Source organism: Allobosea sp. Leaf344, from assembly GCF_001426225.1.
Lineage (GTDB): Bacteria > Pseudomonadota > Alphaproteobacteria > Rhizobiales > Beijerinckiaceae > Allobosea.
Genome location: NZ_LMRT01000014.1, coordinates 790164 through 814913 on the forward strand (window position 1 = coordinate 790164; position 24750 = coordinate 814913).

The 24750-nt window shown below is 70.3% G+C and carries 21 protein-coding genes; 9 read left to right on the plus strand and 12 right to left on the minus strand.

The genetic code is table 11. The features are described 5' to 3' along the window. The first annotated feature begins 22 nt into the window (after positions 1-22). From cysG to rimO, 4 genes are all read left to right on the plus strand, one after another. Positions 23-1474, plus strand: a complete 1452-nt coding sequence (gene cysG / locus ASG72_RS15600) for a siroheme synthase CysG (protein WP_056713830.1) — start codon at positions 23-25, stop codon at positions 1472-1474. Between the two features lie 97 nt (positions 1475-1571). Further along, the gene (locus ASG72_RS15605; RefSeq protein WP_056713831.1) at positions 1572-2009 is read left to right on the plus strand and encodes an OsmC family protein; all 438 of its coding nucleotides are present in this window, start codon (positions 1572-1574) and stop codon (positions 2007-2009) included. Further along, positions 2006-2872 carry a sulfurtransferase gene (locus ASG72_RS15610; RefSeq protein ID WP_056713834.1) on the plus strand — a complete coding sequence of 289 codons (867 nt, stop codon included), beginning with the start codon at positions 2006-2008 and terminating at the stop codon, positions 2870-2872. The genes ASG72_RS15605 and ASG72_RS15610 overlap by 4 nt, the downstream gene beginning before the upstream one ends. A gap of 147 nt (positions 2873-3019) precedes the next feature. After that, complete coding sequence (gene rimO, locus ASG72_RS15615; RefSeq protein ID WP_056713836.1) at positions 3020-4339, plus strand: 30S ribosomal protein S12 methylthiotransferase RimO; 1320 nt, start codon at positions 3020-3022, stop codon at positions 4337-4339. A gap of 4 nt (positions 4340-4343) precedes the next feature. On the opposite strand, the gene ASG72_RS15620 is transcribed toward rimO, so the two are convergent. The 3 genes from ASG72_RS15620 to ASG72_RS15630 all read right to left on the minus strand — a co-directional run bounded on the left by ASG72_RS15620 (position 4344) and on the right by ASG72_RS15630 (position 6894). Continuing rightward, on the minus strand, positions 4344-4673 hold the full coding sequence (locus ASG72_RS15620; protein WP_056713839.1) for a hypothetical protein: 330 nt from the start codon (positions 4671-4673) through the stop codon (positions 4344-4346). Between the two features lie 88 nt (positions 4674-4761). Next, positions 4762-5826 (minus strand): hypothetical protein, encoded by a 1065-nt coding sequence (locus tag ASG72_RS15625; protein ID WP_056713842.1) that lies wholly within the window; start codon positions 5824-5826, stop codon positions 4762-4764. Positions 5827-5919: 93 nt separating this feature from the next. Next, entirely contained in the window at positions 5920-6894 is a 975-nt protein-coding gene (locus ASG72_RS15630; protein ID WP_056713845.1) for a quinone oxidoreductase, read from the minus strand. 160 nt (positions 6895-7054) lie between these two features. On the opposite strand from ASG72_RS15630, the gene ASG72_RS15635 reads away from it, so the two are divergent. Beyond that, positions 7055-8227 carry a UbiH/UbiF family hydroxylase gene (locus ASG72_RS15635; protein WP_056713848.1) on the plus strand — a complete coding sequence of 391 codons (1173 nt, stop codon included), beginning with the start codon at positions 7055-7057 and terminating at the stop codon, positions 8225-8227. Positions 8228-8254: 27 nt separating this feature from the next. On the opposite strand, the gene ASG72_RS15640 is transcribed toward ASG72_RS15635, so the two are convergent. The 5 genes from ASG72_RS15640 to ASG72_RS15660 form a co-directional block, all read right to left on the minus strand. Next, entirely contained in the window at positions 8255-9571 is a 1317-nt protein-coding gene (locus ASG72_RS15640) for an FtsX-like permease family protein (RefSeq protein ID WP_056713851.1), read from the minus strand. After that, the gene (locus ASG72_RS15645; RefSeq protein ID WP_056713854.1) at positions 9568-10254 is read right to left on the minus strand and encodes an ATP-binding cassette domain-containing protein; all 687 of its coding nucleotides are present in this window, start codon (positions 10252-10254) and stop codon (positions 9568-9570) included. The genes ASG72_RS15640 and ASG72_RS15645 overlap by 4 nt, the downstream gene beginning before the upstream one ends. A 3-nt stretch (positions 10255-10257) precedes the next feature. Further along, on the minus strand, positions 10258-10758 hold the full coding sequence (locus ASG72_RS15650; RefSeq protein WP_056713856.1) for a hypothetical protein: 501 nt from the start codon (positions 10756-10758) through the stop codon (positions 10258-10260). A 90-nt stretch (positions 10759-10848) separates the two neighbouring features. Beyond that, positions 10849-12045 carry a CaiB/BaiF CoA-transferase family protein gene (locus ASG72_RS15655; RefSeq protein WP_082540382.1) on the minus strand — a complete coding sequence of 399 codons (1197 nt, stop codon included), beginning with the start codon at positions 12043-12045 and terminating at the stop codon, positions 10849-10851. Between the two features lie 33 nt (positions 12046-12078). Further along, positions 12079-13050, minus strand: a complete 972-nt coding sequence (locus tag ASG72_RS15660; protein ID WP_056713859.1) for an AEC family transporter — start codon at positions 13048-13050, stop codon at positions 12079-12081. Between the two features lie 313 nt (positions 13051-13363). On the opposite strand from ASG72_RS15660, the gene ASG72_RS15665 reads away from it, so the two are divergent. Together ASG72_RS15665 and hspQ are read left to right on the plus strand one after the other, a co-directional pair. Further along, on the plus strand, positions 13364-14416 hold the full coding sequence (locus ASG72_RS15665; RefSeq protein ID WP_056713879.1) for a CoA ester lyase: 1053 nt from the start codon (positions 13364-13366) through the stop codon (positions 14414-14416). Between the two features lie 213 nt (positions 14417-14629). Continuing rightward, entirely contained in the window at positions 14630-14959 is a 330-nt protein-coding gene (hspQ, locus tag ASG72_RS15670; protein ID WP_056713882.1) for a heat shock protein HspQ, read from the plus strand. Positions 14960-15067: 108 nt separating this feature from the next. Here hspQ and ASG72_RS15675 read toward each other — a convergent pair whose 3' ends face one another. Continuing rightward, a complete protein-coding gene (locus ASG72_RS15675) occupies positions 15068-15814 on the minus strand; it encodes an invasion associated locus B family protein (RefSeq protein ID WP_244488826.1) in 747 nt (248 codons plus the stop codon). A gap of 346 nt (positions 15815-16160) precedes the next feature. Here ASG72_RS15675 and ASG72_RS15680 point away from each other — a divergent pair, with 346 nt between their 5' ends. Together ASG72_RS15680 and ASG72_RS15685 are read left to right on the plus strand one after the other, a co-directional pair. Then, a complete protein-coding gene (locus ASG72_RS15680) occupies positions 16161-18011 on the plus strand; it encodes an extracellular solute-binding protein (protein ID WP_056713887.1) in 1851 nt (616 codons plus the stop codon). A 9-nt stretch (positions 18012-18020) separates the two neighbouring features. After that, entirely contained in the window at positions 18021-19037 is a 1017-nt protein-coding gene (locus ASG72_RS15685; RefSeq protein WP_056713889.1) for an AMP-binding protein, read from the plus strand. A gap of 26 nt (positions 19038-19063) precedes the next feature. Here ASG72_RS15685 and ASG72_RS15690 read toward each other — a convergent pair whose 3' ends face one another. The 3 genes from ASG72_RS15690 to ASG72_RS15700 are packed head-to-tail and all read right to left on the minus strand — an operon-like array spanning position 19064 to position 24678. After that, positions 19064-20413, minus strand: a complete 1350-nt coding sequence (locus ASG72_RS15690; protein ID WP_056713892.1) for an HlyD family type I secretion periplasmic adaptor subunit — start codon at positions 20411-20413, stop codon at positions 19064-19066. A 27-nt stretch (positions 20414-20440) separates the two neighbouring features. Beyond that, positions 20441-22879, minus strand: coding sequence for a cadherin-like domain-containing protein (locus ASG72_RS15695; RefSeq protein WP_056713895.1), 2439 nt, complete (start codon positions 22877-22879; stop codon positions 20441-20443). Continuing rightward, positions 22876-24678 carry a type I secretion system permease/ATPase gene (locus ASG72_RS15700; RefSeq protein ID WP_056713898.1) on the minus strand — a complete coding sequence of 601 codons (1803 nt, stop codon included), beginning with the start codon at positions 24676-24678 and terminating at the stop codon, positions 22876-22878. The genes ASG72_RS15695 and ASG72_RS15700 overlap by 4 nt, the downstream gene beginning before the upstream one ends. Positions 24679-24750 lie beyond the last annotated feature (72 nt).

Consider the following 24750-nt stretch of genomic DNA (forward strand, 5'->3'; position numbering starts at 1 on the left):
CCGGAGGTCCGACGAAGACGCGATGAGCCAGAGACGCCCCGAACCCACACCGGCCCGGCGCATCGAGCCGCTGGCGACCCTGCCGCTGTTCCACAAGCTGGACGGGCGACGCGTGGTGCTGGCCGGCTCCGGCGAGGGCGCGGTCTGGAAGGCGGAGCTCCTGGCTGCGGCCGGGGCGCAGCTGCATGTCTTCGCCGGCGACCTCGGGGCGGATTTCGCGGGACTCGCGGCGGACCCGCCGGCGGGGACGGTGATCGTCCACCACCGCGGCTGGGAGCCTCGCGATCTCGCCGGTGCGGCGCTGGCGATCGGCGATCTCGCCGATGAGAGCGACGCCGCCGCCTTCGCCGCCGCCGGCCGCGCGGCCGGCTGCCCGGTCAACGTCGTCGACAAGCCGGCCTATTGCGACGTCTCCTTCGGATCGCTGGTCAACCGGTCGCCGCTGATCGTCGCGATTTCCACCGATGGCGCCGCGCCGGTCTTCGGCCAGGCGATCCGCGCCAAGATCGAGGCGCTGCTGCCCGGCCGGCTCAAATCCTGGGCCGAGGCGGCGCGGGCGTGGCGGCCGGCCGTCCAGGCGCGCGAGCTGCCCTTCGCGCTGCGCCGCGCCTTCTGGGAAGGCTTCACCCGCCGCGCCTTCGAGGCGGAGCATGCGCCCGAGGAGAGCGACCGCACCGCCCTCTTCGCTTCGCTGGAGCGGCTGGAGACCGCGCGATCCGGCACCGGGCGGGTCTCGCTTGTCGGTGCCGGTCCGGGCGATCCCGATCTCCTGACGCTGAAGGCGATCCGCGCTCTGCAGAGCGCCGACATCATCCTCTATGACGATCTGGTCTCGGCCGGCGTGCTCGAGCTGGCGCGGCGCGAGGCCAAGCGCATGCTCGTCGGCAAGACCGGCCACGGCCCGTCCTGCAAGCAGAGCGACATCAACGCGATGCTGGTCCAGCTCGCCGGCCAGGGCAAGCATGTGGTGCGGCTGAAGAGCGGCGATCCCGGGATTTTCGGCCGCGCGGGCGAGGAGCTCGACGCCTGCGCCGCCGCCGGCATCCCCGTCGCGATCATTCCCGGCATCTCGGCCGCGCAGGGTGCGGCTGCGGCGCTCGGCCTCTCCCTCACCCATCGCGACCATGCCAGGCGGCTGCAATTCGTCACGGGCCATGCCCGCGACGGGCAGCTGCCGGCCGATCTCGACTGGCAGGCGCTGGCCGATCCCGCCGCGACGACGGTAATCTACATGCCGCGCGCCACGCTCGCGCTGTTCCGCGAGAAGGCGCTCGCGGCGGGGCTGAGCCCGGAGACGCCCGCCATCGCGGTGCTGGCCGCGACCCGGCCCGACGAGATCAGGCTCGCCGCCACGATCGCCACGCTGCCGGAGCGCCTGGACGAGCTGCCGGCGAAAGGTCCTCTTCTCGTCCTGATCGGCTGGAGCATGAACCCGGCCGCCGCGCTCGCCGCCGCCAGCCGCCTCAGCGCCTGAACCGCTGCGCCCGAAGCAGGCTGGTTCTGCGCCCCGCCGTCTCGCGCTCGCCATGTGGAGACGCTAGACAGGCGCTTCGCAGCCGGAGGATGAGCCGATGAAAGCACGCGCGAAATGGGTCGAAGGCATGGCCTTCATGGGCGAGGCCGGCAGCGGCCATGCCGTCATCATGGATGGTGCGCCTGAATATGGCGGGCGCAATCTCGGCATCCGCCCCATGGAGATGCTGCTGATCGGGCTGGCCGGCTGCACCGGTTTCGACGTCGTGCAGATCCTCAAGAAGGGCCGCGAACCCGTCACCGGCTGCGAGGTCGAGGTCGAGGCCGAACGCGCCACCGAGGATCCGAAGGTCTTTACCAAGATCCATCTCGCCTATCGGATCAGCGGGCGCGGGCTGTCCCCGGCCAAGGCCGAGCGCGCGGTCTCGCTGTCGAAGGAGAAATACTGCTCCGCCTCGATCATGCTCGGCGCCACCGCCGAGATGAGCTACGCGATCGAGATCGTCGACGACTTGCAGAAGGTGGCGGCGGAATGAGCGACACCACCCTGTCCGGCCTGATCACGGCCGAGGCCCTGGCGGAGCATCTGGCGACGCCCGACCTCGTCATCCTCGACATTCGCTCCAGCGTCGATGGCGGCGGCAAGGCGGCCTTCGAGGCCGGCCATCTGCCCGGCGCGGTCCATACCGATTATGTCGCCGATGGCTGGCGCGCCAAGGTCGGCGCCGCGCCCGGCCTGCTGCCGCCGCTCGATCATCTCGCCGGGCTCGCGGGGCGGCTCGGCATCCGCCCGCAGAGCCAGGTGGTCATCGTCCCCGCCGGGGTCAGCGCCATGGATTACGCCGCCGCGGCGCGGGTCTACTGGACGCTGAAGACGATGGGCCATGGCCAGCAGGCCATTCTGGACGGCGGCTTCAAGGGCTGGAGCGACCAGGGCCGCCCGGTCGAGGCCGGAGCCTCGAGCCCCGTCGCGGCCGCGCCCTATCCGGTGGTGATGCAGCAGCGCCTGCGCAGCACGGCCGATGCGACGCTGGTCGCCTCACGCTCGCGCCTCGCCACCCTGGTCGATGCTCGCGCCGCCAGCTATTTCGAGGGCCGCGAGAAATCGCCCGATGCCGCCCGCCCGGGCCGCATTCCGGGCGCCGTCTCCCGCGACTACACCCAGGCCTTCGACCCCGATACCGGCCGGCTGAAGCCGGCCGCGACCCTGGAGGCGATTTTCGGCAGCGTGCCCAAGGGTCCGGTGATCAGCTATTGCAACACCGGCCATACCGCCGCCCTCGCCTGGTTCGTCCTGTCGGAGGTGCTGGGGCGCGAGGAGGTCGCGCTCTATGACGGCTCGATGAGCGACTGGACGCAGGATCCCGACCGGCCGGTGCAGACAGGACCCGCCGGCTGACCGGCGGCGCGGCGCCCCATCCGCGAGGCGGGCGCCGCGCTATCCGCCTCCGGATTTGCAAAATCGCCGAAAAACCGTCAAAGGAAGCCGCATCAGCGCAGGCCTGATGCCGCGCCTTCCCGTTCCCGATCCCCAGGTCTGCCGCCGATGAACGCTGTCGCGCCGAAAATCTCGTTCGTCTCGCTCGGCTGCCCCAAGGCGCTGGTCGATTCCGAGCGCATCATCACCTCGCTGCGCTCCGAGGGCTACGAGCTCAGCAAGAGCCATGCGGGCGCCGACCTCGTCATCGTCAACACCTGCGGCTTCCTCGACTCGGCCAAGGCGGAGTCGCTGGAGGCGATCGGCGCTGCCATGGCCGAGAACGGCAAGGTCATCGTCACCGGCTGCATGGGCGCCGAGCCGGAGCAGATCCGCGAGGCCTTCCCCAATATCCTCGCGATCACCGGCCCGCAGGCCTATGAGAGCGTCGTCTCAGCCGTGCATCAGGCCGCGCCGCCGCGCCACGACCCCTTCGTCGATCTCGTCCCCGACCAGGGCATCAAGCTGACGCCGCGCCACTACGCCTATCTCAAGATCTCGGAGGGCTGCAATAATCGCTGCAGCTTCTGCATCATCCCGAAGTTGCGCGGCGATCTGGTCTCGCGGCCGATCGCGGATGTGCTGCGCGAGGCCGAGAAGTTGGTGAAGGCCGGCGTCAAGGAGCTGCTGGTGATCTCGCAGGACACCAGCGCCTATGGTCTCGACATCCGCTATGCGCCCTCGCTCTGGAAGGACCGCGAGGTGCGCACCCGCTTCTTCGAGCTGGCGCGCGAGCTCGGCCAGATGGGGGTCTGGGTGCGGATGCACTATGTCTACCCCTACCCGCATGTCGACGAGGTCATCCCGCTGATGCAGGAAGGCCTGATCCTGCCCTATCTCGACATCCCCTTCCAGCACGCATCTCCCAATGTTCTCAAGGCGATGAAACGCCCTGCTCATCAGGACAGGACGCTGGAGCGCATCCAGAAATGGCGCTCGATCTGCCCCGACCTCGCCATCCGCTCGACCTTCATCGTCGGCTTCCCCGGCGAGACGGAGGAGGATGTGCAGTTCCTGATCGACTGGCTGAAGGAGGCCAGGCTGGAGCGCGTCGGCTGCTTCAAATACGAGCCGGTGAAGGGCGCGCCGGCCAATGATCTCGGACTGCCGCTGGTCCCGGAGGAGGAGAAGGAGGCGCGCTGGCACCGCTTCATGAAGGCCCAGGCCGAGATCAGCACGCGCATCATCCGCAACCGCGTCGGCAAGCGTCTGCAGGTGATCATCGACGAGGCCGGCCCGACCGTCGCGAAGGGCCGCTCGAAATGGGACGCGCCGGAGATCGACGGCGCCGTCTATGTCGCCAGCCGCCGGCCGCTGCGGCCGGGCGACATGGTGACGGTGAAGATCGAGCGCGCCGACGCCTATGATCTGCACGGCGTGGCCGTCTGAGACATCAGGGCTTGCGGCAGAGATAGCGGACCTGCCGGCCATCGGCCCGGGCGATCAGCAGCGTGTCGCCCGCCGAGCAATCCGCATCGAACTGCACCCGTCGCGGCTGTTCGCAGACCGAGCCGGCGCATTGCTCGTAGCGCTGGCTGCTCGCCGCCACGGCCCGGCCGAGCCTGGCCTGGCGTTCGGCATCGGCGCGGATCACCGCCAGGACCGAGGGATCGCCGCCACCGCCGCCCTGCCCGCCATTGCCGCCGCTCTGCTGGGCGAGCGCGACCGTGGCGATGGTGAGCGAAGCGAGGGCGAAGCCGACAAAACGAATGCTGCGGATCATGACATCTCTCCCGATGGACGTCAGCACGCGCTGACCCCCATTGGTCGCGGCAGCCCGCGAGCAGGTTCACAGTCGGGAGCGGAAAATTTCAGCGCGGCCGCGGAGCCGCCGGACCGGGCATCAGCCGCCGCCCCAGCCACCAGCCGAGACGCTGCGCCAGCATCGCCAGCGCCAGCGCGTAGCCGAGCAGCGCCAGCATCCAGCTCAGCGCCGTCAGGCTCAGCGCCCCCAGCACCAGGGCGCCGCGGCCGAGCAGGGCCAGGGTCGCCCGGGCGCTCTTGCCCTTCGCCGTGACCAGCCGCGCGGCGCGGCCGAGATCGGCGGGATGATCGGCCACAGCGAGGACCTGGCGCAGGCCGCGCTGGCCGATGCGTCGATGCAGTTGCGCCGCATCCTGCCCGAGCGCAGCGAGGCGCGAGATCGCGACCGGGCGGAGGATGGTCGAGGCCGCGCCGCGCGCCGCCGCGAGCTCCAGGCGCCCCGCCGCCGCCAGGGTCGCCTGCAGCGCCGGCCGATCGATCGCGTCGACCGCCGCCCGGCCGAGGCTGGCGCCGAGCCGCGGCGACAGCCATTTCGCCTTGGTCGCCGCCTTGACCAGGCTCAGCCCGTTGCGAGCCGGCAGGGCGCCGCCCAGGCTGACCCAGGTCGCGGCGCTGATCGCCAGGCCACCGGCCGCGAGCAGCAGCACCGTCATGTCCGTCGCCTCGCCGCCGAGCCATTTGCGGCCCTCCCCGGCGAGGTCGCGCAGATCGCCGAAGCCGGTGAGATCGCCCGCCAGCGCTCCGGCGAGCGCCGCGCCGCTGTCGCGCTGCCCGCCCCAGAAACCCTGGCCGAAATCCCGGATCGCGATGTCGTTTGCACGCGCCTCGAGCTCCGCCAGGCCTCGGCGCTGCGCATCGGCCACGGCGCTGCCGCGCTCCTCGGCCAGCGCGATGAAGCTGCGGGCGAGATCGGCGTCTCCGGCCGCCAGCGCCGCGTCGATCTCGCCGGCGAGCCGCGCCGGCGTCGCCACATTCTCCAGCCGCAGGGAAGACAGCGCCGCGGGATCCTCCGCCGCCGCCAGCAGCTGCCAGTGGCGCAGGCCCTGCGGCACGAGCAGGAGCCCGCCGGCGATGCCGAAGGCGAGCGCGAAAGCGACAGCGATGGCCTTCACGATGGGCTGGTCCCGGTGAGATGACGGCTCCGGCGGGCGGAACCGTCCCGCCCTAGCGGGCAAAGGCGGCGCAATTGCGCTGCCGGACGCAGCTCAGGGGATCAGCACCGTCGAGCCGGTGGTGCTGCGGCCCTCGAGCGCGATCTGCGCCTGCGCCGCCTCCTTCAGCGGGTAGGTCGCGTTCACCGGCACGGTGACCTTGCCCGAGGCGACGGTGGCGAAGAGATTGGCCGCCATCTCGACCATGGTCTCGCGCCTGGCGATATGGGTGAACAGCGTCGGCCGCGTCACATAGAGCGAGCCCTTGGGGCCGAGCAGGCCGAGATTGAACGGCTCGACCGCGCCGGACGCATTGCCGAAGCTGGCGAGCAGGCCGAAGGGCCGCAGCGTGTCGAGCGACTTCAGGAAGGTGTCCTTGCCGACGCCGTCATAGACGACGTCGCAGAGCTTGCCGCCGGTGATCTCCTTGACCCGCGCCACGAAATCCTCCTCGCGATAGAGGATCGTGTGATGCGCGCCATGAGCGGCGGCGAGCTCGGCCTTCTCCTGCGAGCCGACCGTGCCGATCACCGTCGCGCCCAGCGCCTTGCCCCATTGGCAGAGGATCAGCCCGGTGCCGCCCGCTGCCGCATGGACGAGGATGGTGTCGCCGGGATTCACCTTATAGGTGCGGTGGAGCAGGTATTCCGCCGTCAGCCCCTTCAGCATCATGCTCGCGGCCGCCTCGTAGGACACGGCCTCCGGCAGCGCCACCACCGAATTCACGGCGACGATCCGCTCCTCGGCATAGGAGCCGAGCGTCGCGACATAGGCGACGCGGTCGCCGGGCTTGAACTCCGTGACGTTGGGCCCGACCGCCAGCACCTCGCCCGCCGCCTCATTGCCGGGGACGAAGGGCATTTGCGGCACGGGATAGAGGCCGGTGCGGAAATAGGTGTCGATGAAGTTCAGCCCGATGGCGCGGTTGCGGATGCGCACCTCGCCCGGCCCCGGCGGCGGCAGGGTGATCTCCTCCCATTGCAGCACCTCGGGCCCACCATGCTTGTGGATGCGAATGGCCTTGACCATGATCTCGTCCTCTCTGTTTCGGGCGCGACCATAGGCAATTCCCCCGCCGCCCGCCACAGCGCCCTGCCATGCAGCCCGATCCCAGGCCCTGGCTCTTGGGCGCATGGGAGCGGCGACGTGGACCATGGCCAAGCCCCGCATTCTCGGCTAGCCCAGAACCATGGACAGCACGGAACAGAAGACCGAGGTCGCGATCGTCGGGGCCGGTGCGGTGGGGCTGGCAGCGGCGCTGCTGCTGGCGCGGGATGGGCGGCGGGTGACGCTGCTGGGCAGCCCCTTCGTCCCGCGCGACGGGCGCACCGTCGCCCTGCTCGACGGCTCCTGGCGGCTGCTGGAAGAGCTCGGCGTCACGCCGGCGCTCGCCGAGAACGCCGCGCCGCTGGCGGTGATGCGGCTGGTCGACGATACCGGCAGCCTGTTCCGCCAGCCCCCGGTCGAGTTCCGGGCGACGGAGGTCGGGCTGCCCGCCTTCGGCTGGAATGTCGAGAATGCCGAACTGGTCGCGGCGCTCGCCGCCAGAGTGGAGGCGACGCCGGGAATCGTCGTGCGGCCCGCCATGGTCGAGACCGTGACCCTGGGCAACGACGCCGTCACCCTCGCTGGTCCCGAACTCGCGCCGATTCGCGCCGCGCTGGTGGTCGGGGCCGATGGCCGCCAGTCGCGCATGCGCCAGGCCGCCGGAATCGCGGCGCAGGAATGGCGCTACCCCCAGATCGCGCTGACGGCGATCCTCGGCCATCGCCGCGACCATCACGACACCTCGACCGAATTCCACACCCGCGCCGGCCCCTGCACGCTGGTGCCGCTGCCGGGCCGGCGCTCCTCGCTGGTCTGGATGATGGCGCCGGAGGCCGCCGAACGACGCGCCGCGCTGGACGATGCGGCTTTCGCCCGGGCCGTCGAGACGCAGACGCATTCCCTGCTCGGCGCGATGACGGTGATCGGCGCGCGCGGGCGCATCCCGATGGGAGGGCTCGGCGTCGCGCATTTCGCGGCGTCGCGCATCGCGCTCGTCGGCGAGGCCGCGCATGTGTTCCCGCCGATCGGCGCGCAGGGCCTCAATCTCGGCCTGCGCGACGTGATGGCGCTGCGCGACGCGCTGCGCGCGGCAGACGATCCCGGCAGCGCCGCGGCGATGGCGGCCTATGACCGCTCGCGGCAGGGCGATGTCCGGCTGCGGACGGGTGCGGTCGACATGCTCAACCGCACCTTGCTCACCGATCTCGTGCCGGCCGATCTGCTGCGCGGGGCCGGTCTCCTCGCCCTGTCGCGTCTCGGCCCGCTGCGGCGGCTGGTGATGAAGCAGGGGCTCGCCGGCGGCGGGCGGCGCTAGCTCCGGCGCACAAGCTCGCGGGCCGGCTCAGGCGCGCAGGCCGGCGGCGGGGCTGTCGCGGAGCACGGCCAGCGCGGGGATCAGCGAGAGCAGCGCGGCGAGGCCCAGGAAACCCAGCAGCAGCCGCGCATCCTCGCCGGCCCAGCCGAGCTCCATGGCGATGCCGGTCGCCGCGGCGAGATGGCCGGAGACGAGACGGGCGATCGCGATGCCGAGGCCTATACCCAGACCGAGCCCGGCCAGGAACAGCAAAAACATCTCGCCCCAGATGATGGCGATCACGGCGCGCAACGGGGCGCCGATGGCACGCAGCGCCGCGATCTGGCGCCGGCGCGAGCCGATATGGATGATCGCCACCAGCAGGATCGCGGCCAGGACGAGCCCCTGCGTCGCCATGGCGAAACCCAGCAGGATGCGGCGGCCATCGCCCAGCGTACGGTAGAGACGCGTGAGAACCTCGGCCGGAAACACAGCCAGCGTCGTCTCGCTGCGGTATTCGCGGCGCAGCCGATAGGCGTCGGCGACGTTGCGCGGCTTCACCACCACCGCCGGGACCGGCGGCGTCTGCGCATCGAAGCGCTCGTCCAGCGCGGCGTCGCGATCGATCGGCCCATGGCGGTGAAGCTGCCTGCGCTGCTCCGCCACGGTCGCCGCCAGCGGCTCGCGCAGCCTCGCCGGAAAGCCGGCACCGCCGCCACCGTCACGCCGGCCATACCCCTCCTCCAGCGTTATTCCCGGCCGCTCCAGCCCATGCAGCGCCCAGACGGCGCGGATCGGCACCAGGATCGCCCTGTCCCAGGCCGTGCCGCTCGGGCTCATCCTGCCGGTCACGGTATAGGCGATGGCGGTATGGGTCTCGCTCGCGCTGCCGGGCGCGCCATGCAGCGGCTTGATCTCGGCGCCGACGGACAGCGGCACATCCGCGCCGACCACCGCCTCTCCGAGCCGGGCGAAGAGCGCGCCCTCCGCCAGTCGCGGCGACAAGGCTTCGACGAGCGCCGTCGTCGTGCCGACGATCGGATGTCCGAGGCTGGAATCGCCGAAACCGACGGGCGCCGCCCAGGCGACACGCGGATCCGCCGCCAGCTTCGCGAATACCGCCCCCGGCATCAGGGGCAGCGGCGCCGGCTGCAGGAAAACCACTGACAGCGCCAATTGCGTCTCGCTGCCCGCCGCGCCCACCAGCAGATCGAATCGGTCCGCCGCCCGCGCGCTGCCTTGCCTGACGGCGCGCTCCTGCAGCGTGACGGCGACCGACAGCGCGACCGAGAGGCCGATCAGCGCGATCACCGCGAGGGCGCCAGCCGCAAACCGCCTGAGATCGGCGAGGATGAAGCCGATCACGCCGCGCGATCCTGCACGGGATCGGCCAACACCCGGCCGGCGTCGAGGCGGATCTGCCGGCCGAGCCGCTCGGCCAGCGCGGCATCATGGGTGACGACGATCAGCGTCGCCCCGCACTCCTCCGCCAGGCCCAGCAGCATCTGCGCCACGTCCCGGCCGGCGCTGCGGTCGAGGCTGGCGGTCGGCTCGTCGGCGAGGACGATCTGGGGGCGGCCGAGCAGCGCGCGCGCCACCGCCACGCGCTGCATCTCGCCGCGCGACATCGTCTCGACCGCCTGCCGCGGCCGCGCGATCCGCGCGATGTCGAGCAGCGAGCGCGCCCGCTCCGCCTCCTCTCCGCTCAGGCGCCGGGAGAGGCGGATCGGCAGCACGACATTGTCGAAGGCGGAGAGCCCCGGGAACAAATGAAACTCCTGCAGCACGAGGCCGATGCTGCGGGCCCGGAACCGGTCGCGCTGCAGCGCCGAGAGCCGGGCGAGGTCGGTGCCGCCCCAGCTCAGCCTGCCCCGGGTGATCGGCGCCAGCCCGGCCAGCACGTTGACCAGCGTGCTCTTGCCGCTGCCGGAGCCGCCGGTGACGGCGAGGCTCGCCCCTTTGGGGAGATGCAGCCGCGCGATCGACAGCGCCGCCGCGTCGAGCCCGGGGAAGCGGACCTCCAGCCCCTCGATCTCCAGCGCCGGCATCGCTCAGACCGGAGCCACGCTGGCGTCGCGCAGCCGCAGCTGGCTGGCGAAGCCGGTATCGGGATCGGTCCAGGCGCCGCATTCGAGCCGGCCTCGCGCCAGCACCACCATATCCACCGGAACGACGGCGAGCGCACGCCGGAGATAGACCACGATGATGTTGTCCGGCCAGGAGGCGTCCGTCTCGCAGAACGGGCATGTCGCCATCGGGCTCTGGGTCAGGACGAAGAAGGCCGCCTCCGCCTTCAGCGGCGGCGCCATGAACCCCCTGACCGCGACCTCGCGCCCGACGAGCCGCGCGACCTTCGCCGAGAACTCCAGCTGCATCGCGCCGAAATCCTTGTAGAGCTCCTCGAAATCGAGATCCTCCGCTGCTGGAGCCCAGCCTGCTTGAGCCCGGCCCGCCAGAGCAGACGCCGGCAGCGCCGCCAGCGCCAGCAGCGTCTGGCGGCGGGTCGCAGCCGCCCCGAGAACCCGGCGCACATGGCTGGCCGTCCCGATCATGAGATCATCGCACCCGATCCCGCGCCGCCCGCCTCCTGCAAGCGCGCTGTCATTGCCGTCGGGCTCTAGACGGGGTCGATGACGCTGGTGTTACAGCGCCGCGTCGCCGCCGGCCGGGCGGCTGATGACGGTTTCCTCGATCGACCCTGGAGCTGGTAAAGCCTCCTCGCTCCCGCCCAGAAGCCGCTGCGTATCGGCCCCGCTCGCCGGCACGGGGCGCAGGCGTTCGGCCTGCTCGCGAAACAGCGGCGCCAGCGGCAGCGGCGTCGAGACGAGGCGGCGCCCTCCCGGCTCCTCGGCCTGCGCGTCGAAGAGGCCGCGCAAGGTGCCATGCGGATCCGCCACCGCCTCCGCCAGCGTTCGGACGACGGTGCAGCAGCAATCCAGCGGCTCCAGCAGCGCGCGCCAATGCTGCGCCGTCCGGCCGGCGATGATCGCGGTGACGGCCTGGCGGGTCGCCTGCGCATCGCGGCGATCGTCGCGCAGCGCGCCGTCCAGCCCGATCGCCTCGCAGAAGACCTCCCAGAATTTCGGCTCCAGCGCGCCCACGGCGAGGAACCAGCCATCCTGCGTCGGATACAGCCCGTAGCGCGGGCTGGCGCCGGTCAGCAGCCCCTCGCCGCCCGCGGGATAGCGGCCGCTCGCCTGGCCCTGCGCCAGCCCGTACCAGGCGAAACAGGCCATGGCGTCGGTCATCGCGATGTCGAGATGGCAGCCGCGCCCGCTGCGCTCGCGCTGGCGCAGCGCCAGCAGGATGTTCATCACCGCCGGCATCGCCCCGCCCGCGATATCGGCGACCAAAGGCGGCGGCAAAGGCGCCGGCCCGCCCTGTTGCAGGCCCTGCCCCAGGAGCCCGCCGATCGCCTGGTAGTTGATGTCGTGGCCCGCCTGCTGCGCGCGCGGGCCGGTCTGGCCATAGCCGCTGATCGAGACCTGGATCAGCCGCGGGTTCAGCGCCGACAGCACCTCCGGGCCGAAGCCCAGCCGTGCCATCACCCCGGGCCTGAACTGCTCGATCAGAATATCCGCCTTCTCGATGAGCGGGGTCAGCCGGCCGAGCGCGTCACCGGCCTTGAGATCGATCTCGACGCTCTCCTTGCCGCGGTTGAGCACGGCGAAGGGGGCCGAGCTCTCGCCGAAACGCGGCGGGAAGCGGCGCATATCCTCGCCGCCCGGCCGCTCGACCCGGATGACCCGCGCCCCCGCCTCGGCCAGGAACAGGCTCGCCATCGGTCCGGGCAGCAGCGTCGAGAAATCGAGGACCAGCAGATCGTCCAGCGGCAGCATCGCGGCCCTCTCGGATGCGGCCGGCGGCGGCCGTCAGGGAAACAGATCGGCGCTCATCGTGCCCGTCTTCACCAGCCAGAGAAAGCCCGTCAGCGTCACCATCGAGACGATGGTCCCGACCAGGATGCAGGCCGAGGCCCGCTCGATGCCGATCCGGTACTGGGTCGCGATCATGAAGATGTTCAGGGCCGGCGGCAGCGCTGCCATGATCACCGCCGCGAAGATCCAGTTGTCGGGGAAATCGCCGATGGCCGAGACCAGCACCCAGACCAGCAGCGGGTGCAGGATCAGCTTGATCACCACCAGCGCCGGAACCTCGCCCGGCATCTTGCGGATCGGCCGCAGCGCTACGGTCACGCCGAGCAGGAACAGCGCGCAGGGCGCGGCGGCCTGCGAGAGCCACAGCGTCATCTTGTCGACGGCCGTGGGCAGAGCGAGGCCGAGATAGGCGGCGATCACCCCCGCCACGGTGGCGACGTTGAACGGATGCGTCACCACCTTCCAGACCACCTCGCCGGCCGTCGACAGGAAGCTCTTGTTGGAGACGCCCGCCACGCCCATCAGGAACGGGATCAGCGAGAACAGCAGGATGTTGTCGAAGACGAAGATCAGCACCACCGGCGCGCTGGCGGAGGGGCCGAGCGCCGCCAGGATGAGCGGCGGCCCCATATAGCCGATATTCGAATAGGAGCCCGCGACCCCCTGCATCACCGCCTGCGGCATGTCTCCGCCGGTATGCTTCAGCCCCACCGCGAAGGACAAGGCGAAGGCGCAATAGGTGGAGAGCGTGGTCGCGATGACGAAGCCCCAATTGCTGAGCTCGCTCAGCGGCTTGTCGGCGATCAGCCGGTAGAACAGGCAGGGCAGCGCGATGTAGATCAGGAAATATTGCAGCCAGGCCAGCCCCTCCTCCGGGAGGCGCTTGTAGCGGCCGATGACATAGCCGAGCAGGATCAGCCCGAAGAAGGGCGCGACCAGATTGAACAGGCTGACGAGATCGGCCATGCGGCGAGCGGGCCTCGAAGCGGCGGAGCATCCGGCCTGCGAGGCCCGACGGAAATGGCGTTCCCCGAAGCCTCTAGCGATTTGCCGGGCGGAAGCAAAGGCCCGGCGATGGCAGGTAGGGGGCCGCTTCGTCGCATGCGGTGCGATCGCGCCGTCAAGTGCGCGCAAAGCGCGAGGACAGGATGCCTAGGACAAAAATCCTCGATGGCTGACTAGGCAGAAATCCCTATCCGGCCACCTCCCCCCAAAAAGACGCGGTGGACGCGGCAGTGCCGCTCCGCCAGATTGCGGCGATGCAGCATGGAGCCGCGCCGTGACCGTCAAAACACCCCGCCAGTTCTTCCGCCCGCTCGCCATCGGCGCGCCGGAGCCCTATCGCGAGCTGCCGCTGCGTCTCGAACGGATGATCCATTTCGTGCCGCCGCATCTGGAAAAGCTGCGCGCCAAGGTCGGGGAGCTGGCGGGCCAGGTCGATGTCGTGCTCGGCAATCTCGAGGATGCGATCCCGGTCGAGGCCAAGCAGGCGGCCCGCGACGGCTTCATCGCCATGGGTCGGGCGGTGGATTTCGGCCGCACCGGGCTGTGGACCCGGGTCAATGCGCTGAACTCGCCATGGTTTCTCGACGATATCGACGCGATCCTCTCCAGCATCGGCGGCAAGCTCGACGTGGTGATGGTGCCGAAGGTCGAGGGGCCCTGGGACATCCATTATGTCGACCAGCTGCTGGCGCAATACGAGGCGCGCTGCCAGCTGCCCAAGCCGATCCTGATCCACGCCATTCTGGAAACCGCGGAGGGGGTGAAGAATGTCGAGGCGATCGCCACCGCCTCGCCGCGCATGCATGGCATGAGCCTGGGCCCGGCCGATCTCGCGGCCTCGCGCGCGATGAAGACCACCAGGGTCGGCGGCGGCCATCCGGAGTACAAGGTCCTCGCCGATCCCGGCCTCGAGGGCGCGCCCCGCGCCGTCGCCCAGCAGGATCTCTGGCATTACACTCTGGCCAAGATGGTGGATGCCTGCGCCGCGGCCGGGATCAAGCCCTTCTACGGCCCCTTCGGCGACTTCGCCGACGGTGCGGCCTGCGAGGCGCAGTTCCGCAATGCCTTCCTGCTCGGCTGTGCCGGCGCCTGGACCCTGCACCCCTCGCAGATCGCGATCGCCAAGCGGGTCTTCAGCCCCGATCCCGACGAGGTCGCCTTCGCCCGCCGCATCGTCGAGGCCATGCCCGACGGTTCGGGCGCCGTCATGCTCGACGGCAAGATGCAGGATGACGCGACCTGGAAACAGGCGAAGGTGATGCTCGACCTCGCCCGCCAGGTCGCCGAGCGCGATCCGGAGCTGGCCGCGCGCTACGGCTTCGGCTGAGGCTGCCGCGGCTGCCGACGCGTCCCGGCCCGGAGCGCCGCTTCGCGGCCACCCCGTTGTTCCCGCAGCGAAACCGGCTGCTTCATGCCTTCCAGGCCAGCCGCTTGCGCCCGCGCCGATTTCGACGCAATTGGAACGCAATCCTCAAGCAAGCGATTGCTTGACATGGCCCCCGCCCCGGGGGCCGCTACAGCAGGATGGATTCGCATCGACATGGAAGCCCGCTCGGCCAAGTTCAGGATCGGCCAGGTAGTCAAGCATCGCGTCTATCCGTTTCGCGGTGTGATCTTCGACGTCGATCCGGTTTTCGCCAATACCGAGGAATGGTGGCTCGCCATTCCCGAGCATCTCAGGCCCTCGAAGGACCAGCCCTTCTACCATCTCTTCGCCGAGAACGAGGAGGCGGAATATGTGGCCTATGTCTCCGAGCAGAATCTCGTGATCGACGATTCCGGCCAGCCGATCCGCCACCCCCAGGCCAAGGAGTATTTCCGGCGCGACCGCAAGGGCCGCTACACGCTGGACCGCGCCGGGCTGAACTGAGCCGAGGCCGCTTCGCAGCCGCCGCGCGCCCATCCTTCTGTGCGACGAAAAAGGCCGGCCCCTCGCAGGGCCGGCCTTTTCGTATCGTGCCGTGCGCGGCGCCGTGGCTCAGGGCTTGGGAGCCGCGCCGGGGGCCGGGGCCGGAGTAGCGGGGGCCGGAGCGGCCGCGCCGGCATCCGCGCCGCCGCCGCCGAGCCGCTTGCGCAGCTCCTCCTGGCGCTTGGCCAGCTCGTCCTGCAGCGCCTTCTGCTGGTCTTCCAGCACCTTCGGGTCGATCGGCGCTCCGTCGAAGCCCTTGGCGAAATCGGCCAGCGGGATCTGGAACGAGACTTCGCGCGCGCCCTGGTTCTGGACGCTGACGCTCAGCGTGCTGCCCTTCTTCATCTGGTTGATGAAGTCGTTGTTGACCTGCGCTTCGGCGAAGCAGCCATTGGGGAAGCAGATCGCGTATTTGCCCGGCATCGGCGAGCCGTTGTCGACGCCGAAGCGGATACCCGGATTGATCAGCAGGCCGAGCGGCATCAGGAAGCGGACGATGCGGTTGGCGTCGCCCTTGACGTCGTAGATCGCGACCGCCAGCACGGGCTGGCCCTGATCCGAGACGAAATCGCGGGTGGTGTAGCAGATTTCCTTGTTGGCGGCCTGGTCCTTGCCGCAGACCTTGGTCCAGCTGGTCTGCGAGGGCTCCGGCTTCACCTGCACGACGGAGGGGCCCGTCGGCTGCTGCTGCTGCTGGGCCGGCGCCTGCTGGGCGGGCTGCTGCTGGGCCGGGCGCTGCGCCGGGCGCTGCTGTGGCTGCTGGGCGAGCGCGGCGAAGGGGGCGAGGCCGACCGCGGCGCTGAGAACCACGCTCATCGCGCGCAACGGCATACGAACAGAAGCGGACATCATCTCTTATCCTTACCAGGCGAATCCGGAGTCACGACTTCGGAGAGCCGCGCGCGTCACCAACGACAGCCCCATCGCATATCTGGACCGGCCATCGCAAGCCGCGCAGTTCAACGCCGATTGAGGCCTGAGCATGACGCCGGGCGCGAAACCCCGCAAAACGCATTGTTTTGATGCAGTTGCCGCTGCGGCAGGCTGGCAGCACGAGGCATTCGCTTTGCCAGCCGCGGCGCGGCGCCCTACGCCGCAGGGATTGGCTAGCGTGCTTCGCGCCGGCGCGTGATATCCTCCCCGCCGGGAATCAGGTTCGACGATGCAGTTGCTACGATACCGCCAGCCGGCGCGCCTGCGGGCCGCCCTCCTGATCTGCGTCGCGGCCGCGCTCGCTCTGGCCGGGGCGCCGGCCCCGCGCGCCGAGACCCGTGCCGCCGACCACGCCATCGCCATGCATGGCGAGCCGGCCCTGCCCAAGGGCTTCCGCCATCTCCCCTATGCCGATCCCGATGCGCCGCGCGGCGGCCGCATCGTCTTCGCGCTGCAGGGTACCTTCGACAGCCTGAACCCGCTGGTGGTGATCGGCGTCGCGCCGGACGCCGTGCCGCGCTATGTCCAGCAGAGCCTGCTCTACCGCTCGGCCGACGAGCCCTTCACCGCCTATGGGCTGCTCGCCGCCCGCGTCGAGCTCGACGAGGCGCGCACCCGCCTCGCCTTCGAGATCGACGAGCGGGCGCGCTTCTCGGATGGGCGGCCCGTCACCGCCGACGACGTCGTGTTCACCTATGAGATGCTCAGGAGCAAGGGCAAGCCCTTCCACCGCTCCAGCCTCGGCCGCGTGACGCGGGCGGCGGCGGTCTCGGAGCGGCGCGTCGAATTCGACCTGGGCGACGGCTCCAACCGCGAGCTGCCGCTGGTCATCGGCGCCATGCCGATCTTCGCCCGGCACGCCACCAATGCCGAGACCTTCGGCGAGACGAGCTTCAAGCCGGCGCTGGGCTCGGGTCCCTATCTCGTCTCCGAGGTGCGGCCGGGAGAGAGCCTGACCCTGAAGCGGCGCAAGGATTTCTGGGCCGAGGACCACGCCTTGACGCGCGGGCTCTTCAATGCGGAGGAGATCCGCTATGATTTCTACCGCGACGCCAACGCCCTTTTCGAGGCGTTCAAGGCCGGGCTCTACGATATCCGGCTGGAGGGGGATCCGACGCGCTGGATGACCGGCTACGACGTGCCGGCGGTGCGGGACGGGCGCATCACGCGCGAAGCCGTGCGCTTCGAGGCGCCCAAGGGCATGACGGGCCTGGTCTTCAACACGCGCCGGCCGGTCTTCGCCGACATCAGGGTGCGCGAGGCGCTCGGCATGTTGTTCGACTTCGAATGGGTCAATCGCAACCTGTTCTTCGGGGTCTATCGCCGGGCCGGCAGCTTCTTTTCCGATTCCGATCTGTCGGCGCTCGGCCGCCCGGCGGATGCGCGCGAACGGGCGCTGCTCGCGCCCTTCCCGGGCAGCGTCCGTGCCGATCTGCTCGAGGGGCAATGGGCCCCGCCCGCCTCGGACGGCTCGGGCCGCGACCGTGACACGGCGCGCCGCGCGCTCGACCTGTTCAACCAGGCCGGCTACCGGCTCAGGGACGGGCTGCTGCGCAAGGAGGCGACAGGCGAGGCCTTCACCTTCGAGATCACGGTGACCAGCCGCCCGCAGGAGCGGCTCGCTTTGAACTACGCTTCGGCGCTCGCCAGGCTCGGCATCACCGCCCAGGTCAGGCTGATCGACGACGTGCAGTATTGGCGCCGGCTCTCGGCTTTCGATTTCGACATGATCCAGTGGACATGGCCGGCCACAGCCTCGCCGGGCAATGAGCAGATCGGTCGCTGGGGCTCCGCCAACGCGCCGCGCAAGGGCGCACTCAACTATGCCGGCGTCGCTTCCCCGGCCGTGGATGCTGCGCTGCAGGCGATGCTGGCCGCGCGCGAGCGCGAGGATTTCGTCGCTGCGGTGCGGGCGCTGGACCGGCTCCTGCTCTCGGGCTTCTACGTCGTGCCGCTCTACTATCTGCCGGAGACCTGGCTGGCGCTGCAGCGCGACGTCCATTTCCCCGGCCGCATGCCGAAATATTTCCTCGCGACCGAGGCCCTGGCGCGTGCGCCGGCGCCGGCGCCGGCGAATTGAGAGACCGTCATGCAGGCCGAAACCGACGCCTCCACTCTGCTCGATGGGCTCGATTTCGACGCTTTGCTGAAGGCGCTCGCATCGGGCCGCGGCTATGACGCGGCGCTGCGCGACCCGCCGGGCCGGCGCAGCTGGAGCGACACGATCCCGACCTCGCTCAGCTTTATGCAGCTCAACGAGCGCGTCGACCAACTCGCCAGGCTGCTGGCGATCAACCATGCCCAGCCGGGCTCGGGCGTCGCCATCCTGGCGCCGATGGGACCGGAGGCCGTGATCTCGATCTTCGCCAGCCTGCGCGCCGGCTTCTCGCCGGTGCTGCTGCCGCTGCATGCGGATGAGGCGGAGCTGCTGCGCATCATGGACGCCGCCAATGCGGTGATGGCGCTGGGCGTCGGCCGCGTCGGCCCGCTGCGGCCGCTGCTGACCCTGCGCAATCTCGCCATGCGCGCCTTCGGCACCCGCTTCGTCGGCGGGTTTGGGCCGGATATCCCCGATGGCGTGGCACCGCTGGATTCGCTGACCAACAGCGCCGGGCTGAACGCCCTGCCCGAGCAGGCGACCCGCGCCGCGATCCGGGTCGTCGACGCGCTGACGCTGGCGGGGCCGGTGGCGGTGACGGAGAAGACCGTGCTGGCGCGCTCGCTCGAGATTTCGCGCCTGCTGAAGCCTCTGGCCTCGTCGCGCATCGTCACCACCTTGGTCGGCGGCGATCTCGCGGCGCTGGCCGCGGGCCCGGGCATGGCGATGCTGACCGGTGTCGAGCTACTCTCCCTCGGCCTGTTCAGCCTGGGCGATCTGCAGGCCTGCATGGCGGGCGGGCGCAATATCCATCTCGTCATCCCCGGCGCGATGGAGCCGGCCCTGGCGCATTCGCGCCTGGCGGGCGATCCGGCGCTGGCGAGCCTGGTGCTGGTCCACAGGCCTGGCGCCGAGCGCGCCCTGCCGGCCCTCATCCGCCCCGACCTCGCCATCGTCGACATCGAAGTGAGGGGCGCGGCGGAGATCGAGGTGACCCGCCGGAGCTGAGCCCGCCTCGCGGCGCGCCGGCGGCCTCAACGCTCCCGGAAGATCCGGCTGGCGTGATCGGTGAAGGGCTTGGCGAGATAGGACAGGGCCGTGCGCTGTTCGGTGGAGACGAAGACCTCTACCGGCATCCCCGGCAGGAGCTTGCGGTCGCCGAGCACCGAGACCTCGCCGTCGAGCTGGACGTCGCCGACGTAATAGGTTGCGCCGGTCGCCGGATCGCGGCTGGTCGCCGGCGAGACATGCACGACCTTGCCGGGATATTCCGGCGTGGTGTTGCGGTTGAAGGCGGAGAACCGCATCCGCGCCGGCTGGCCCGGCTTGATCTGGTCGATATCGGCGGGCGCGATCCGGATTTCCACGGTCAGCTTCGCATCATGCGGCACGATCGTGGCGAGCCGTGCGGCGGGGGTGATGACGCCGCCGATCGTGAAGACCGAGAGCTCGTTGACGGTACCGTCGATCGGCGAGCGGATCTCGGTGCGCGAGAGCCTGTCCTCGGTCGAGATCCGGCGGTCGCTCAGCTCCGACAGCTTGGCCTCGACCTGGCGCAATTCGCGCTGGGCCTCGGTGCGGGCGGTCTCGTCGATCGCGATGATCTGCAGCCGGCTGTCGCTGATCCGCAGCTTGGCGCGGGCGAGCGTCGCTTCGATCTCGCCGCGCTCGCCCAGCAGCCTGGCCCATTCGCGGTTGATGTTGAAGACCTTGGTGCCGTCGATATAGCCCTTCTCGAACAGCCCGAGATATTTGTTGCGCTCGAGCTCGACCAGGCGGAGCTCCTCGGATTTCGCGATCTTGCGGGCTTCGAGCCCCTTCACCTCTTCCCCGGACTGGACGATGCCGATCTCCAGCTGCTCCTTGCGGCTGTCGCGATTGGTCTTGTTGCCGTCGAACAGCCTGGTCTCGCCCGCCATGATCTGGGTAGCGTCCTCGGAGAGGGTCGCGAGCTCGGCCGGATAGGTCACGCCCGGCAGATTGTCGCGCTCGGCAACGAGGCGGGCGCGGCGGCCGAGATGCTCGGCGAGTTGCGAGCGGATGATCGAGAGTTCCGCGCGGGTCTGCACGTCGTCGAGCTGGAACAGCACCTGCCCGGCGCGGACGCCGTCGCCCTGACGGACCGCGATCGCCTGGACGATGCCGCCATCGCGATGCTGCACCTCCTTCAGGTTCTGGTCGACCTTCACCGCCCCCTGCGCGATGATCGCGCCGTTGAGACTGGCCGTGGCGGCCCAGCCGCCGAAGCCGAGGATCAGCACCAGCGCCAGCGTCGAGCCGGCGACGACATGCGGGCCGAGGCGGAAGCTGGAGCGGCGCTCCTCCCGCTTCGCCTGCTTCTCGGCATGGGCGAAGGCCGCCCTGTCGAAACTATGCGCATTCATGATGATCACTCCGGGCGCGGCTCGGGCTCAGCAATAATAGAGCTTGTGGTTGCCGTAGATCTCGATCGAGAAGTCCTTGACCTCCTCGGAGTCGACATAGACGTCGACGAAGGTGCGGTCCTCGTCGTCGATCTTCTCGATGCGGAAGCGGAAGGGCCGGCTGTCCCCGGCATCCTCGCCATAGATGCGGGCGAAGCCGTCATCATCCTCGGCGGCGGCGTCATCCGCCTGATCCTCATCCGCGTCATCCTGCTTGCGCAGGCTGTACTGCTTGACGACGATGCGGTCGCCGACCTCGAGATCGAGGATCTCGTGGATCAGCTCGCGGGCGTCGTCGTGGCCGCTTTCGCCATCCTCGTCGTCATCTTCTCCCGAGCCCTGCTGGCTGGCGTCCTCGGGCGCATCGGCCTCGTCGTCGTCATCGTCATGGCCGGCGTCGTGCGCGTCATCCTCTTGGCCATCATCCTCATGCCCGTCATCGTGATCGCTTTCGTCCGCGCCCATCAGGAAACGGAAGACGTCGTTGCCCTTGCCGCCGGTCAGCGTCACCGCCGTCTCGCCGATCAGGAAGCAATCGTCGCCCTCGCCTCCGACGAAGGCTTCAAAGCTGCGGATCATATCCTCGCCGATCTCGGTGCCGGCCGCCCGGCCCGCATCGAGATTGACGGTGACGCCCTGCCGCGTGCCGGAGAAATCGAGCGTGTCGCGGCCGGAGCCGCCATCATAGCAATCCGCGCTGGCATCGGCCGTGGCGATGACATGATCAGACTCGGCGCCGCCCATGACGTGATCATGCCCCGTGCCGCCGTCCAGCACATCCGATCCGGCACCGCCGCGCAGTACATCGGCACCCGCCTCGCCCTGCAGCACGTCGTTGCCGGCGCCGCCGACCAGGCAATCGTCGCCCTCGCCGCCGCGCAGCGTGTCGTTGCCCGCCTCGCCGAAGATCCGATCCGCGCCGGCGCCGCCCAGCGCGATGTCCGTGCCTTCGCCGGCCTTGATCAGATCGGCGCCTTCTCCGCCATCCAGCGTGTCGTCGCCGGCATCGCCATACAGGACATCGTCCCCGGCCCCGCCGGCGAGGCTGTCATTGCCGTCGCCGCCATGCAGCGTGTCGCGCCCCTCGCCGCCGGAGAGATGATCATTGCCCTCCCCGCCGACCAGGAGATCGTCGCCGGCCTCGCCGTATAGTTCATCGTCGCCGGCATCGCCGAACAGCCTGTCGTCGCCGGCGCCGCCGAAGATCCTGTCGTTGCCAGCGCCGCCGAAGACGATGTCGTTGCCCTCGCCCGCCTGGATCAGATCGTCGCCCGCCCCGGCCACCACGATGTCGTGGCCGGCGCCGGCGCGGATGATGTCGGCGCCGCCGCGCGCATCGATCATGTCGTCGCCCTGCAGCCCCTCGACGACGTCGCGGCATTCGGTGCCGACCAGCATGTCGTCCGCGGCCGTGCCGGTGATCTCGGTGAACTCGACGACGGCGAAATGCGCGGTCTGCGCTACCGAGACCGTGCCGTCGCTGATCTCGTAGCGCAATGTCACGGGGCCGTACTGGCCTGGCGTCGGGCTGAACAGCCAGCCCTCCGCGACCCGGGTGAGCTCGCCGCCGGTGACACGCAGATTGGTCACGGTCAGCGTATCGGCATCGGCATCGCTGGCCCCTGCGAGCAGCGCGGCGACGGTCAAGAGCAGCGTCTGGCAGCCCGCGAGATCATGCAGCCAGACCGGGCCGGCGACCCGGGGCGCGCGGTTCTGGCGCGGCTCGTCGGGGCCGGGCTCCTGCGGCCCCTCATCGTCGCCATCCTCCTCCTCGTCTCCGCCGCCGTCGGGCGGCAGCACGACCACCGGATTGAAGGGGGCGATGATGCTGGGCAGCCCGGCCAGCGGGGCTTCGATCCGCGCCAGCTGCTCAGCCTCGGCGGTGGCGCTGCCACCCCCGCCACCCTCGGATCCGCCCGAACCGAAAGCGACGGCCCGGCCGTTATCGTTGCTCTGGCGGCCGACACCCTGCTCGAACTCGGCCGGGCGGAAGCGCGGCAGCGGCAATTGATCGTAATCGATCGCCGGCGAATCGATGCCGAGGAAATCGGGAAGGCCCGGCACCGCCTGGAACGGGCTGCCCGAGCCGATCGCCCGCTGCGGCCCGGCATCGGCCGGCGCCTGCTTGTTGCCGATCGAGCCGGTCTCGTCCTCCGGCGCGGGAGCCTCGTCCGGCTCCGTCTCGGCCAGCTTGCGCGCGGCCGCAGGCGCCCCGGTCGCCTCCTCCTCCTGCTGCCCGGCCTCCGCCGGCACGGAGGTGGCATGGCTCGGGAACAGGCTCTTGATGTAGAGGGCGATCGCGGTGACCGCGAGCGCCAGCACGCCGGGCAGGCGCGAGCGCTGCGGCTCGGCATCCGGCTGGCGGTAGATCTCCTCGGTGGAGAGGGTCCGGTTGTCCTGGGGGCGAAGCGCCTTGACCGCGATCATGCCGAGACCCTCGCGCGGTTCTGGAGTGCGTGGAGCGCCGCCGCCTCGGTGGCCTGCGGCATCCGCACCTCTGACTGTGGGGCTGCCGCGGGGGTCGGTGCCGGCGCCTTCGCCTGCGGCAGGATCTCGGATTTCGGACCGAAGGCCGCGAGCTTGCCGGCCTGGATCACCGCGACGTAATCGACCGCCGACAGCGCGCTGGGCCGGTGCGCGACCACGACGGCGATGCCGCCGCGCGCCTTCACCGCCTCGATCGCCCGGGTCAGTGCCGCCTCGCCCTCGCCGTCGAGATTGGCGTTGGGCTCGTCCATCACGATCATGAAGGGATTGCCGTAGAGCGCGCGCGCCAGGCCGATGCGCTGGCGCTGGCCGGCCGAGAGCGCCGTGCCCTGCGGCCCGAGCTGGGTCTGGTACCCGTCCGGCAGCCGCACGATCATCTCGTGGATGCCGGCCGCGCTCGCCGCGGCGACAACGCCGGCCGGATCGGGCTCGTCGCGCAGGCGGGCGATATTGTCCTCGACCGAGGCGTCGAGCAGCGAGACCTCCTGCGGGAGATAGCCGATATGGCTGCCGATGCTCGCTTCCGGCCATTGCGACAGCTCGGCCCCGTCGAGCCGCACCGAGCCGCGCAGCCCCGGCCAGATCCCGGTCAGCGCCCGGACCAGCGTGGTCTTGCCGCCGCCGCTCGGGCCGATGATGCCGACGGCCTTGCCGGCGACGAGCTCGAAGGAAACGTCGCTGAGCAGCACCTGCCCCGAGCCGGGAGCCGAGACCGTCAGCTTGTCGACCTTCAGGTATTTGAACGGACCCGGCAGCTCCATCGGCTCCACCGCCTTGCTCAGCGCGACGACCGTGTCGCGCAGCCGGGCGAAGGCGAGCCGCGCCGCCACGAAGGACTTCCAATTGGCGATCGCCTGGTCGACCGGGGCCAAGGCCCGCGAGGAGGCGATCGTGGCGGCGATGATCGCGCCGGCCGAGAGCTCGCCCTTGATGGTGAGATAGGCGGCAAGCCCCAGCGTCGCCGATTGCAGCACCATGCGCAGCACCCGCGAGACCGCGGCCAATGTCCCGCCGAGATCATTGCTCTTCGTCTGCAGGATGAGGTGCTCGCGATTGGCCGCGGTGAACCGCGCCACCGCACGGTCGGCGAAGCCCATCGCCTTCAGCACCTCGGCGTTGCGCGCATTGGAATCGGCGATCGTGTTGCGCGTGATCGCCGCCTGCCGCGTGGTGGCGCTGAGCCCGCGCGTCGCCAGTTCGCTGGCGATGGTCAGGAAGGTCAGCACCACGGCCCCGCCCAGGGTGAGTGCCCCGAGCCAGGGATGCAGGAAGTAGACGAAGGCCAGGTAGAGCGGGATCCAGGGCAGGTCGAACAGGGCCCCCGGTCCCTGGCTGCCGAGAAAGCCGCGGACGGTGTCGACGTCGCGGCCGCGCTCCAGCGCCTCGCTGCTGGAGAAGCCGAAGCGCGGCATGTCGATGGCGACGCGATGGGCGATCGGCGCGATCGCCTTGTCGAGCCGCGCCCCGACCCTGACCAGCACCTGGGTGCGGATCACGTCGAAGCCGCCCTGGAACAGATAGAGCCCGATCGCCAGCACGGAGAGCGCGGCGAGGGTCTGCACGCTGCCGCTGGTCAGCGCCCGGTCATAGACCTGCAGCATGTAGAACGAGCCGGTCAGTGCCAGCACGTTGATCACGCCGGAAATGGCGAAGAGGAAGATGAAGACGCTGCGGAAGCCCTCTGTCAGCTTGGCTGCATCGCGCTTGCGGGCCGAGGCGAGGCTTTTTGACGGGGTCATGGTGCAAAACCGACGGTTGTCGAGAACCGGATGAAGGCGGTGGAGGGAGGCCGGCCACCGGGCCGGCCTCCC